The organism is Mesorhizobium muleiense (genome assembly GCF_900099905.1).
GTDB classification, from domain to species: domain Bacteria; phylum Pseudomonadota; class Alphaproteobacteria; order Rhizobiales; family Rhizobiaceae; genus Mesorhizobium; species Mesorhizobium muleiense.
In genome coordinates, this window is record NZ_FNEE01000001.1 from 546,842 (window position 1) to 559,170 (window position 12,329).

At 62.6% G+C, this 12,329-nt stretch carries 14 protein-coding genes; 3 read left to right on the plus strand and 11 right to left on the minus strand.

The features are described 5' to 3' along the window. Nucleotides 1–60 precede the first annotated feature (60 nt). A complete protein-coding gene (locus tag BLT09_RS02430; protein WP_091590851.1) occupies nt 61–666 on the plus strand; it encodes a DUF922 domain-containing protein in 606 nt (201 codons plus the stop codon). 1 nt (nt 667) lies between these two features. On the opposite strand, the gene BLT09_RS02435 is transcribed toward BLT09_RS02430, so the two are convergent. From BLT09_RS02435 to BLT09_RS02450, 5 genes are all read right to left on the minus strand, one after another. Further along, nucleotides 668–1,717, minus strand: a complete 1,050-nt coding sequence (locus BLT09_RS02435; protein WP_329608770.1) for an endonuclease/exonuclease/phosphatase family protein — start codon at nt 1,715–1,717, stop codon at nt 668–670. A 123-nt stretch (nt 1,718–1,840) separates the two neighbouring features. After that, complete coding sequence (locus BLT09_RS02440; RefSeq protein ID WP_236371758.1) at nt 1,841–3,301, minus strand: AMP nucleosidase; 1,461 nt, start codon at nt 3,299–3,301, stop codon at nt 1,841–1,843. A 130-nt stretch (nt 3,302–3,431) separates the two neighbouring features. Further along, on the minus strand, nt 3,432–3,626 hold the full coding sequence (locus BLT09_RS02445) for a hypothetical protein (RefSeq protein ID WP_027152752.1): 195 nt from the start codon (nt 3,624–3,626) through the stop codon (nt 3,432–3,434). 34 nt (nt 3,627–3,660) lie between these two features. Further along, nucleotides 3,661–3,810, minus strand: coding sequence for a hypothetical protein (locus BLT09_RS34165; protein WP_167366303.1), 150 nt, complete (start codon nt 3,808–3,810; stop codon nt 3,661–3,663). A 205-nt stretch (nt 3,811–4,015) separates the two neighbouring features. Then, nucleotides 4,016–4,360: a DUF2147 domain-containing protein gene (locus BLT09_RS02450; protein ID WP_091590409.1), complete on the minus strand. Its 345-nt coding sequence runs from the start codon at nt 4,358–4,360 to the stop codon at nt 4,016–4,018. 463 nt (nt 4,361–4,823) lie between these two features. Between BLT09_RS02450 and BLT09_RS02455 the strand changes: the two genes are divergently transcribed. Continuing rightward, entirely contained in the window at nt 4,824–5,090 is a 267-nt protein-coding gene (locus tag BLT09_RS02455) for an SEL1-like repeat protein (RefSeq protein WP_027152750.1), read from the plus strand. 414 nt (nt 5,091–5,504) lie between these two features. Beyond that, the gene (locus BLT09_RS02460) at nt 5,505–6,623 is read left to right on the plus strand and encodes an ABC transporter substrate-binding protein (protein ID WP_091590411.1); all 1,119 of its coding nucleotides are present in this window, start codon (nt 5,505–5,507) and stop codon (nt 6,621–6,623) included. Nucleotides 6,624–6,825: 202 nt separating this feature from the next. Here BLT09_RS02460 and BLT09_RS02465 read toward each other — a convergent pair whose 3' ends face one another. From BLT09_RS02465 to BLT09_RS02490, 6 genes are all read right to left on the minus strand, one after another. After that, complete coding sequence (locus BLT09_RS02465; RefSeq protein WP_091590413.1) at nt 6,826–8,784, minus strand: acetyl/propionyl/methylcrotonyl-CoA carboxylase subunit alpha; 1,959 nt, start codon at nt 8,782–8,784, stop codon at nt 6,826–6,828. 115 nt (nt 8,785–8,899) lie between these two features. Beyond that, a complete protein-coding gene (locus BLT09_RS02470) occupies nt 8,900–9,277 on the minus strand; it encodes a hypothetical protein (protein WP_023800789.1) in 378 nt (125 codons plus the stop codon). An 89-nt stretch (nt 9,278–9,366) separates the two neighbouring features. Then, nucleotides 9,367–9,927, minus strand: coding sequence for an O-acetyl-ADP-ribose deacetylase (locus BLT09_RS02475; RefSeq protein WP_091590415.1), 561 nt, complete (start codon nt 9,925–9,927; stop codon nt 9,367–9,369). A 3-nt stretch (nt 9,928–9,930) separates the two neighbouring features. Next, on the minus strand, nt 9,931–11,538 hold the full coding sequence (locus BLT09_RS02480; RefSeq protein WP_091590417.1) for a carboxyl transferase domain-containing protein: 1,608 nt from the start codon (nt 11,536–11,538) through the stop codon (nt 9,931–9,933). A gap of 5 nt (nt 11,539–11,543) precedes the next feature. Beyond that, nucleotides 11,544–11,927, minus strand: coding sequence for a type II toxin-antitoxin system VapC family toxin (locus tag BLT09_RS02485; protein WP_023800786.1), 384 nt, complete (start codon nt 11,925–11,927; stop codon nt 11,544–11,546). Then, on the minus strand, nt 11,924–12,316 hold the full coding sequence (locus BLT09_RS02490; protein ID WP_091590418.1) for an AbrB/MazE/SpoVT family DNA-binding domain-containing protein: 393 nt from the start codon (nt 12,314–12,316) through the stop codon (nt 11,924–11,926). Before BLT09_RS02490 ends, BLT09_RS02485 begins: the two co-directional genes overlap by 4 nt. Nucleotides 12,317–12,329: the final 13 nt, after the last annotated feature.

Consider the following 12,329-nt stretch of genomic DNA (forward strand, 5'->3'; position numbering starts at 1 on the left):
AAAAGAAGTTGAAGCGGGGCGGCGCCTGTGGTTCCATTCTTTCTGACCCGGGAGATGACCATGCGCCTGGCGGTTCTGACGTGCCTTGCGGCGATTGGCGGCTTGTGCGGCTTCGCACCGTCGGCATTGGCTGACACGAAGGTGCTGGTCAAGACCCGGACCTACGACATCACTGGAACCACGGGCGCCGCCCTGATCGAGGCCATGGACCGCAACGGTCCGAAGCGGCACGGCTTCATGACGCACGCCATCGCGCTGGCCGCCTATACCGTAGATTGGGACCTTGACGTCACGAGGGAGGGTGGTGTCTGCCGTCTGCGGCAGGCCAATGGCACGCTCGATCTCACCTACACCTTGCCGCGTTTGGCCTCGGCCGCGACGCCGGCACTGCAGAAGCGCTGGAAGCGGTTTTTCGCGGGCGTTCGTGCGCACGAGCATAACCATGGCCGCATCGCCAGGGCAATGATGCGGGCGACCGAAAGATCGATCACTGGACTGGAGTTCGCCGACAACTTGTTTTGCAGCAAGACGCACCGCGAGGCGAGGCGCCGGATCAAGGCCGTCTATGCCCAATACGAGGCGAGACAGAACGCCTTCGACGCGCGCGAGCATCGCGACGGCGGCCATGTCGAACACCTCATCAGGGCGCTGTTGCGCAAGCAGTAGCTCAGCTTTGGGTCCTGCCGTTCTGTCTCACTGATGCCGTCGCGGTTTCGTGTTCATCGACCGGCTTCTTCTGTTCCGGCCTGAGCGAGAACTCCACCATCAGCGGAAGATGGTCGGAGCCGGCGTTATCCAGCCTCGACACCGAATGGATGAGAACTGCGCCCTTGCTGAAAACAAGGTCGATCGGCAGTCCGGCGAAGCGCAGGAATTCCGGCAGCTTGATAGGGAGCCAGGTCGGCCCCGGCGAAGGCGACACGGTCAGCTTGCCAAGACCTGCGACGCGCCGGACGGCGGCGCTCCACGGCACTGCATTGCAGTCGCATGCCATGATCGATGTCTCGCCGAGCGAGGCGAACTCCCCCGACAATCCGCCGATCTGCCATGACTGGTTGCGCGGCCATGGCCAGGTGAGGTGCATCGCGGCGACGTCGACGTCGGTTCCGCCGAAATCGACCGTCGCGATGGCCATCGCGCCGCGGCCATCGCAGCGCGGTTGCGTGCCGGCGGCAAACGGCCGTCTGGACAGCAGCGCAACGCCGAAAACGCCATTGGGGTAGGGGCAGAGGATCCGGTGGGGGTAGGCGCTGGCGAGAAGGCCAAGCTTCGTCTTCCACATGTCGGACACCTCGTCGAGGGTGATCACATCAGGCTGGGTCCGGCCGATCAGCGACAGGACTTTTTCAGGCGTTGCATTGTTGAACCGCAGGTTCATCTGCAGCAGGCGGTAGACCGCCTTGTCACCGGGATGGACTGCCTGATCGCCGGGGTAAACGGGCTGATCGCCGGCCTCGACTTCGTAGGCTGCCTGGACCGGCCACAGGCGGGGCACCGACAGGGCGTTCGACGTGGTGGCAAAGGCAGCCACCGCAAAGAGCAGCCCTGTGGCCGCCTGCAGGCGAAACGACGTCGCCAGCAGCGGCAGCGCGCAAAGCGCCATCAGCACGGCAAGATGAACGCGGAAATGAGCGAAGGAATCGAAGGCCGGATGCAGCGTTCCGAAAAACCCGGCCACCAGCGCGACCGAGAAGACGAGCATTGCGACGAATGCCATCGAAGCCATCATGTCTCGAACGGGTGCCATCTCCTTTGCTTATCGGCAGAAATGCAGCCAATCAAGATGGTGAAACGCCCTGCCGCGCTGTTACCATACTCCGATCGATGAAAGCCGCCGTTCCTACTGGAACGCCGTCTCCGAAAAGCTTCTGAGCTTGCGCGAATGCAACCGTTCCATCGGCATCTCGGCCAGCTTTTCCATCGCCCTGATGCCGATGGTCAAATGCTGTGCCACTTGCCGCTTGTAGAACTCGGTCGCCATGCCGGGCAGCTTCAATTCGCCATGCAGCGGTTTGTCGGAGACGCAAAGCAGCGTACCGTAGGGTACGCGGAAGCGGAAGCCATTGGCGGCGATCGTCGCCGACTCCATGTCGAGCGCGATCGCCCGTGACTGCGACAGCCGCTGCACTGGCCCACGCTGGTCGCGCAACTCCCAGTTGCGGTTGTCGATGGTAGCGACTGTGCCGGTGCGCATGATACGCTTGAGGTCATAGCCGGAAAGGCCGGTGACTTCGGCGACCGCCTCCTGCAGCGCCACCTGGATTTCGGCCAGCGGCGGGATCGGCACCCAGACCGGAAGATCGTCGTCCAGAACATGGTCTTCCCGCACATAGGCGTGCGCCAGCACATAGTCGCCCAGCGCCTGGGTGTTGCGCAGGCCGGCGCAATGGCCGAGCATCACCCAGGCATGCGGCCTGAGCACCGCTATGTGGTCGGTGATCGTCTTGGCGTTAGAGGGGCCGACGCCGATATTGACCATGGTGATGCCGCCATGGTTCGGCTTCTTCAGATGGTAGGCCGGCATCTGCGGCAGGCGCGGCGGCGCCACGCCATGGCTGGGCGCGCTTTGTCCAGCCTTGGTGACGACGTTTCCCGGCTCGACGAATTCGACGTATCCGCCGCCGCCTTTCGCCATCAGATCGTGCGCACGTGCGACGAATTCGTCGATGTAGAACTGGTAGTTGGTGAACAGCACGAAATTCTGGAAATGCTGCGGACTGGTCGCCGTGTAGTGCGACATCCGGTGCAGCGAGTAGTCGATGCGTTGCGCCGTGAACGCCGCCAACGGCCTGGCTTCGCCTAACGCCACTTCGAACGTGCCGTTGGCGATCTGGTCGTCGGTGCCGTCGAGATCGGGCACGTCGAACAGGTCACGGATCGGCCGCCTGATGCGCTCGGCTGCCGCGCCGTCGACATGCGAGCCTTCCAGGAACGCGAAATGCAGCGGAATGGGCGTCGTCGATTCCGAGACGGTGACCGGAACGCCGTGATTGCGCATGATCAGGCGAAGCTGTTCGATGAGATAGCGTTCGAAAAGGGCGGGCTGGGTTATGGTGGTCGAGAAATGCCCGGGCGTCGGCATATGGCCGTAAGCCTGCCGCGAGTCGATCTGGGTGAACGAAGTCGTGGTGACACCGACCTCCGGATAAAAGGCCCGGTAGCGCTTGTTGTTGTCGCCGCCTGCGGCGAGCGCCGTAAACGAATCGCGCAGGAATTTGGTGTTGCGGTCGTAGAGGGCCTGCAAGGCCGCGACGGCCTTTGCTGCATCATTGAAGATTTGCCGGCCAAACGGCTCCGGCATCACGACTGAGTCTATGGCTTGGGGGTAGATTCGCTTTTCCATGACCCAATATAGAGGCTTGGCCATGCGGTTGGGAGGGGGCCGAAGGGTCGTTTTTTATTTTGAATGGTTTTGATGAAGGCCGATTGGCCTAGCCGCGCCGCAGGCTGACCAACAGCACAAAGCCGACGCCGGTCTTTTTCAGCGCCGGCGCTTCGATCGTCGAGCCGGCATCGGCGCGCATAGAGGGCACGGCCAGAACCGGCGCGGCAAGAACCATCAGGATGAGCGTCGCCCGCGGCACAAGCCGAAGGGTCTTGAGGGCATTGGCGACGATGCGGTCCATGGTGTGTTGCTTCTCTCTTGGGTTTTTGTCGGCGTCAATGGCGAAGGTGGCTCGGGCAACCGAACCGGCAGGAATTGGCCTGGTCCCAGTTGCGGGCCGAGCGCCCCTCGGCAACCAGGATGGCGAACGACATGCCGAACAGGCTCATCAGCAGGCAGACGATGGTGAAGCGGCGGGCGAACATGGCGTGGTGTCTCCTTCGACACGCATGAGAATGCCCTGATGCAACTGAACCGGTTCTGATGCCGGCGTTCATCTGCGGTTCAAATTTGGACTGTTAGGGCGCAGAAGGCGCAGCCTGCGCGATCGATCGGTGTTCCCAAACACAGAGGCGCGAACAAAAACGGGGCCTTTGCGGCCCCGTGTTCATTGTGCGGCAGTCGAAACGATCAGAGCTTGTGCCAGGTCTGGCTCCTGCAGATCAGCCCGCCGAGCACGCAGCCGCTCATCTTGAGCGAAGCGCCTGAGACCGAGGCCTTGCCCGAATAGGTCTTGTCGGTCTCCGGGTCGGTTATCGTACCCGTGTATTTGTTGGCGCCGGACACCTTGAACGAACCGATGCGCTTGCCGGCAAACTTGCCGGATTTGAGCGTGATGGAAAATGCGTCGCCACCGCCCGTGATGGCGGCGGTCGAACCGGCTTGCGTTTTCCAGTTGCCTTCGATCGGGTCGGCCCAAGCGGTGCCGGCCATGATCAATGTGGCCGCGAGGCCCATGCTGACTTTGCGAAACATGTTTCTCCTCCCTGTGGGCATCCGGACGAACGTTCCGCCCCGCCAGTCTGCCTCTTACGCAAACGTAAGCTAATCCACCTCCCGGCAAAACAAAAGCGGTGCCGCTGCGGAAGACTTCGGGATTTTTCCCGGCCGCCTGAAGCGGTCTGGTCGGCGAGAAATGAAACACCGGGCATGCTGGCTTTGTCTTCCGTGGTTAGCGGAGTCTTGATTTGCGCCTCGCAAATTTTCATCAATTTTGGCGCAAACCGGCGCAATTGCTGGCTTTGCATCGTTAATGAATTTCGGCGTTTACCTCTTGTTTTAGCTTTGTTTTCCTCAAATTAAGCACGCCGTTTAACGACGGATTCAAGCCTTCGGTTCATTCTCGAAAGCATCGAAAGAGCGGCCGCCCCAAGGGTTTCCAAGGGACAGAACGAGGCAGCTCTCGGGAGCCTGACAGGGGCTAGAACAGGGGATTGAAATGGCACGTTTTGAAATGCCTGAAGCCGGCTTCGGCGCCATGGGGGCAACTGCCCAGGCCGACATTCTTTTCGAACTGGGCATGATGTATGCGACCGGCCGCGATTGCGAGACCGATGTCGTCGCCGCCCACAAATGGTTCAACATCGCTGCGATCAAGGGCTCGGTCCGGGCCGCGGAACTGCGCTCGGAATTGTCGGCCGCCATGTCGAAGGTCGAGATCGCCAGGGCGCTGCGCGAAGCCCGCGAATGGATGACGATGCACTAAGTCTAGCCTGAACTCATCACGTACTGAGATCACCGACAGGGACGCTTCAAGGCCGCGCAAGACGGCCGGACCAACAATGACAAGAACGCCGCAGGCCGGATACGGCCCAGCTGCGCGACGACAGGAAAGGCGAGCGGTTTTCGGGGCGCGCGTGGGAGCGTTCGGGATTGTTCGATCGACAAAAGCCGCGACCGGCCGGAACAAGGCCGGCGCGGCCTTTTGCGTTTTCGGGACCATGATCCAAAAAGTGGAAACCGGTTTTTGGAACAAGATCATGTCCGAACAGAAAGGCGGCAGGCCCAATTGAGTGCCGCCGATGCGCCAAGACAGGCTTGGCGAAGGGTGAAATTCTCCCACCTATTCTGGAAGAGGCGCGGCGGAGCGGCCGCGCGCGAGTGGAGGAGTTGTATCGCCATGAAAAAGTTGGGTATTTTGAGCGCGGCCGTAGTCGGCCTGGTGATGAGCGCGCCGGCCTTCGCCGAAGACATCACCTTTTCGGTGGTCGGACCGATGACCGGACAGCTTGCCACCATCGGCGACCAGTTCAAGCAGGGCGCGCAAGCCGCCGCCGACGCGATCAACGCCGCCGGCGGCGTCGACGGCCGCCAGATCAAGCTCGACGTCCAGGATGACCAGTGCGATCCGAAGCAGGCGGTTTCGGTCGCAAACCGCATCGTCGCCAACGGCGTCAAGTTCATCGATGGCCATGCCTGCTCGGGCTCGAGCATCCCGGCCTCGGCCGTCTATGCCGAAGCCGGTGCGATGATGATGAGTCCGGCTTCGTCGAACCCGGAGCTGACGGACGCGGCGGCGAAATCCGGCTGGCCGACGATCATGCGCCTTTATACGCGCGATGATGCGCAGGGCGCCTTCATCGGTCCATGGATCGCCAAGAAATACGCCGGCAAGAAGGTCGTCATCATGCATGACAAGAGCGCCTATGGGCAGGGCGTGGCCGATGCCGTCAAGGCGACGATGAACCAGAACGGCCTCAACGAGATCCTCTACGAGGGCATCAACGCCGGCGAAAAGGACTATTCGGCGCTTGTCACCAAGCTCAAGGAACTGAAGGCTGATGTGGTCTATTTCGGCGGCTACCACCCAGAGGCCGGCCTCATCCTGCGCCAGTCGGCGGAACAGGACTTCAAGTTCCAGCTGATCATGCCGGACTCGATTGCCACGCCGGAATTCTGGCAGGTTGCCGGCCCGGCCGGCGAAGGCACCATGTTCGTCTTCCCGTCGGATCCGCAGGCGAAGCCCGAAGCCAAGCAGGCCATCGAAAAGATCAAGGCGGGCGGCTTCGTGCCCGAGGGCTTTACGCTGTTCTCCTATGCCGTGATCCAGGCCTTTGCCGAGGGTATCAAGCGCGCCGGCAGTGACGACCCGGCCAAGGTTGCCGAAGCGCTGAAGAATGGCCAGCCGATCAGCACCGTCGTCGGCCCTGTCACTTTCGATGAAAAGGGCGACCTCAAGAACGTCAGCTACGACATCAACCAGTGGCACGACGGCAAATACGCGCCGATCCAGCCGTAATCGCCATTGCATGTCGCGCAAAAGTGCGCAGCGGTTTTGCGGAAACGACATGCACAAAAACAAGAACTAAAGCGCGTCGCGTGCGACGCGCTTTAGCGCCTGGCGACAATCGGAGATGGCCGGGGCAGATCCGGCCATTTTCATTTGGTCATGCGTTTGCGGCGCGCGTCTTCCGTCGTCGCCTCTCCTTGGATGAACAGCGTCAGCCGTGGGCTTCCTCGGCAAAACGCACCAGCACCGTCCCATCGGTGACCTGTGCGCCCTCTGTTGCGATCTCGGCGATCGTCCCGTCATGCGTGGCGGAAATCGTGTGCTCCATCTTCATCGCTTCCAGGATCAACAGCGGCTGGCCCTTGATGACGGTTTCGCCTTTTGCCGCGCGCACCAGCTTGACCAGTCCCGGCATCGGCGCGCGCAGGCTGTCGGCACCGGCGGCGATTTCGTCGGCCCTTGCCAACGGGTCCGGCACCGCGAAGCTGTAGCCGACGGCGCCTGAAAAGACAGTGACATGGCCTGGCCAGCGGGCGAGGCGAGGGGCAGCGCGAAGATCAAGCGCGCTGTCATAAGGTGCGTCCAGTGCCACCTGGAAGCGCCCGTCCGGCCGCATCGATACAAGCGCCAGGATATCGTCCTCGCCGTAGCGAAGCCGCGTGCGCCGCGCCATCGCGTGGAAATGCGCATAGCCGGCAAGCGACGACCACGGGTCGCGGGTCGGCGCGTGAGCCCCGACGCCGGACGCTGCAAGTGCGGCCGCGGCGACGATCTCGCTGCTCGGCGGCGGCACTGCGGTCAGCGCTTGCTGGTGCCTGCCGATCAGCCCGGTGTCGATGTCACCTGCCGAAAAATCCGCGTCAGCGGCGAGAGCCGCGAGAAAGGCGGTGTTGACGGTCGAGCCGGCGATCTCGGTTTGCGAAAGGGAAATGCCCAGTGCTTCGAGCGCCGCCTGCCTGGTCTTGCCGTGGACGACGAGCTTGGCGATCATCGGGTCGTAGAACGGCGAGATGGCATCGCCGGTCCGCACGCCGGTCTCGATCCGCATGCTGGCGCCCTCGGGCGCTGTATCCGGAAATTTCAGGTGATGCAGCGTGCCCGTCGCCGGCAAAAAACCCTTTGCCGCGTCTTCGGCATAGATGCGCGCCTCGAAGGCATGTCCGGAGAGCGCAATCTCGCTCTGCGTCTTCGGCAGCTTTTCGCCGGACGCCACCCGCAACTGCCATTCGACCAGATCGGTGCCGGTGACCATTTCGGTGACGGGATGCTCGACCTGCAGGCGAGTGTTCATTTCCATGAACCAGAAGCGGTCGGCCTTCAGCCCTTGCGAGGCGTCGACGATGAACTCGATCGTGCCGGCGCCGGAATAGTCGATAGCCTTGGCGGCCTTCACCGCCGCCTCCGTCATTGCCTTGCGCAATGCCGGCGTCATCCCGGGGGCGGGGGCTTCCTCGATCACCTTCTGATGGCGCCGCTGCGCCGAGCAGTCGCGCTCGTAGAGATGCACGACATTGCCGAAGATATCGCCGAAAACCTGAACCTCGATGTGGCGCGGCTTGTCGACATATTTCTCGACCAGCACGCGGTCGTCGCCGAACGCGGCCTTGGCCTCGCGCCGCGCACCCGACAGCGCCTCGGAAAAGTCGTCGGGATGTTCGACGCGCCGCATGCCCTTGCCGCCGCCGCCGGCGCGCGCCTTGATCAGCACGGGATAGCCGATCTCGCGTGCCTTGGAGGCGAGCAGCACGATCTCCTGCGCCTCGCCGTGATAGCCCGGCACAACCGGCACGCCGGCCTTCTCCATCAGCCGCTTGGCCGCGTCCTTCAGCCCCATGGCGCGGATTGAGGCGGCCGACGGGCCGATGAAGACGAGCCCGGCCGCTGTCACCTGATCGACGAAATCAGGGTTTTCCGACAGAAAACCGTAGCCGGGATGGATGGCTTCGGCGCCGGTGGCCAAAGCCGCCGCGACGATCTTGTCGCCGCGCAGATAACTTTCGCCGACCGGCGAGAGTCCGATATGCACCGCTTCGTCGGCCATCTCGACATGCAAGGCGCCGGCGTCGGCGTCGGAATAGACGGCGACCGTGCGCACGCCCATCCTGCGCGCGGTGCGGATCACCCGGCAAGCGATCTCGCCGCGGTTGGCGATCAGGATTTTGGCGAACATGGGACCTCCAAAGCCAGAGCTTGCCGCCAACGGCGCGAATGCTCCTTCACGCGGGCTGTGGCAACACCCTGCTTTGCAGTCCGGCCATTGTCAAAGGATGGGTAAGCCAGCCTGCCTACTTGGAGGCAGCGATCCCGCAGCCGCCGGCCGCGGTCTTGACCTTCCATCTCGTCAAGCCGGCCTGGCAATTGCGCAACGCACTCTCTTCCGCGGCCTGTTGCGAGGGTGCGTTGAGTTTGGAGCCGCAGATGATGTAGAGGTCGGTCACGCGCGATTGGAACGTCGTCGCATAGGCCGAATGACCGCTCGCCGCGACATAGGCCTTGTAGGCCTTCGGGCAATCTCCAGTCGAACCTGCCGGAAAATGGACGGCGAAACGTCTGTCGCCCTTGCTTCCCGCCAGCGATTCCGCCGCTCCAATGCCGGGCGCTGCTAATATAAGCAATCCCGCAAGTACAGATACAGTTGTTTTCTGAAAAAGCTGCTGTCTCATCTTCGCCCAATCCCCATTGGTATTTGCAATGAGCAATAGCCGCGATTCTTTCGTCTGGCCAGATCGGGGAATGAAAATAAGTCTGAAAACTATGAATGGATTTTATTACCTGAGCCGGTCGCGCTCCCGCCATTGCGCAGCAACGCCTGTTGGTATAGGTCCGCCGTCTGTTGGTCGAAGCAGCAGAAGATGACGGTTTCAGGAACCGCATTGTGGCTGACAAAGGCGCTCACCGTGCCAACGGCGATCTGCGTCGCCTGGTCCTTTGGATACCTGTATACACCGGTCGAGATCGCCGGAAATGCCACCGTCCTGCAATCCTTGCCGGCGGCGAGTTCGAGCGACCGGCGGTAGCAGGAGGCCAACAACTCGGCTTCGCCCTTGCCGCCGCCTTGCCAGACCGGCCCGACCGTGTGGATGACATAGCGTGCCGGCAGCCTGTAGCCCTTGGTGAGTTTTGCGTCGCCGACCTTGCAGCCATTGAGGGATTGGCATTCGGCCAGAAGCTCGGGGCCGGCCGCCCGGTGGATGGCGCCGTCGACGCCCCCGCCACCCAGAAGTGAGGTGTTGGCGGCGTTGACGATGGCGTCGACCGCCAGCCTGGTGATGTCGCCGACATGAACGCGAATCCTTGCCTCGATCTCGCTCATCGGTCACATCCTGAACACGCCGAAGCTTGTCTCCTCGATCCCGGCGTTCAGCGCTGCGGACAGGCTGAGCGCCAGCACTTCGCGCGTCTTGGCCGGATCGATGATGCCGTCGTCCCAGAGCCGGGCGGAGGAATACAGCGGGTGGCCTTCATGCTCGTATTTCATCAGGATCGGCTTCTTGAATTTTGCCTCCTCCTCCGCGCTCCATTCCCCGCCCTTGCGCTCGATTCCCTCGCGCTTGACCACGGCCAGCACGGTAGCCGCCTGCTCGCCGCCCATCACCGAAATGCGGGCATTCGGCCACATCCACAGGAAGCGTGGCGAATAGGCGCGTCCGCACATGCCGTAATTGCCGGCGCCGAACGAGCCGCCGATGATCATGGTGACCTTCGGCACGCGGGCCGTGGCGACCGCCATCACCAGCTTGGCGCCATCCTTGGCGATGCCGCCGGCCTCGTATTTTCGCCCGACCATGAAGCCGGTGATGTTCTGCAGGAAGATCAGCGGGATCTTGCGCTGGCAGCACAGCTCGATGAAATGCGCGCCCTTCAGCGCGCTTTCGGAAAACAGCACGCCGTTGTTGGCGATGATCCCGACGGGCATGCCGTTGAGATGGGCAAAGCCGGTGACCAGCGTGGTGCCATAGTTCTGCTTGAACTCGTCGAATTCGGAGCCGTCGACGATGCGCGCGATCACTTCACGCACGTCATAGGGCTGGCGCAGATCGGTCGGCACGATGCCGTAGAGTTCTTCGGCCGCATGAAGCGGCGCAATCGGATCGCGTAGCGCCAGCCCGATCTGCTTCTTTCGATTGAGGTTCTTGACGATGCGGCGCGCGATCGCCAGCGCATGCTCGTCGTCCAGCGCAAAATGATCGGCCACGCCGGAAAGCCGCGTGTGGACCTCGGCGCCGCCCAATTCCTCCGCGCTGACGTCCTCGCCGGTAGCGGCCTTCACCAGCGGCGGACCGCCGAGGAAGATGGTCGCCTGGTTGCGCACCATGATCGTCTCGTCCGACATCGCCGGCACATAGGCGCCGCCCGCAGTGCACGAACCCATGACGCAGGCGATCTGCGGAATGCCTGAAGCCGACATGTTGGCCTGGTTGTAGAAGATGCGGCCGAAATGGTCGCGGTCGGGAAACACCTCGTCCTGGTTGGGCAGGTTGGCGCCACCGCTGTCGACCAGATAGACGCAAGGCAATCTGTTCTGCAGCGCGATCTCCTGCGCGCGCAGATGCTTCTTCACCGTCAGCGGATAATAGGTGCCGCCCTTCACCGTGGCGTCGTTGACGACGACCATGACTTCGGTGCCTTCGACGCGGCCGATGCCCGCAATGATGCCGGCCGATGCGATATCCTCGCCATACATCGACCACGCCGCGAACTGGCCGATCTCGAGGAATGGCGAGCCGGTGTCGAGCAATTGGGCGAGGCGCTCGCGCGGCAAAAGCTTGCCGCGGCTCTGGTGGCGCTCGCGCGCTTCCTCCGAGCCGCCACGCTCGACGGTTGCCGCCTTTTGCGCAATGTCGGCGACCAGCGCCCGCATGCGCTCGGCATTGGCGCGGAAGGTGTCGGAGGCTGGCGAGATTTGCGAGGTGAAGGGGGCCATTGGCGTTACCGGATCAGTTCGATCTTGCAGCCGATATCCAGGTCGCCCCAGCCGCGGTCGGCGGTGACGGCTATGGCGTTCTCGCGAATTGCCAGGGCCAGGCAGGCCCGATCGCCCAGCGACAAGCCGCGATGCCGCGTCAGCTCGCGAAGCTGACCGGCGGCGATGCCCATCATCTCATCGAAAGCAGCGACCGGCATGCCGAGACTGGCGAGGTCGTCCGCGGCCTCTTCCATGCTGCGTCCCTTGTCGATCAGCTTGGCGATAATTTCGGCCGCATTGACGGAGCTGAATTGCGCATCCGGCGCGAAACCCAAGGCAACATCGGTGCCTTTCTCGTTAAGCAGGATCGCAAGCGCCGCCGAGCTGTCCATGACGTAAGCTTTCACTTCGCTCCCTTCCCCGCCGTTCCTTCGGCATGAAGCCGGTCCAAACGTCTATCGCTTCGACGCTGTTCTTCCCGCCGCTCCTTCAGAAATTCGTCGACGACACTTTCGCCGGGCTTTTTCAACGCTGACAATTCGGCCTGGACGCGCCGCAGATTCCGAAGCCACGACCTTACCCGCAACTCGCCGTTCTCGACATGAAGGATCAAGTCTTCACCAGGCTTCACGCCCATTTCCTCGCGCATCGCAGCCGGGATCACGAAGCGTCCGCCCTCGCCAAGTCTGACGCGCTCGCGTTTCGCTGGCATCCGGAGCAGAGTTTTTTGAGCTCCTGCGTCGAATTGTGTCGGCGGGTTCTCGTCAAACCCAACCTTTTCGGTTCCGTTCGCCATGTTCTGCCTCGGT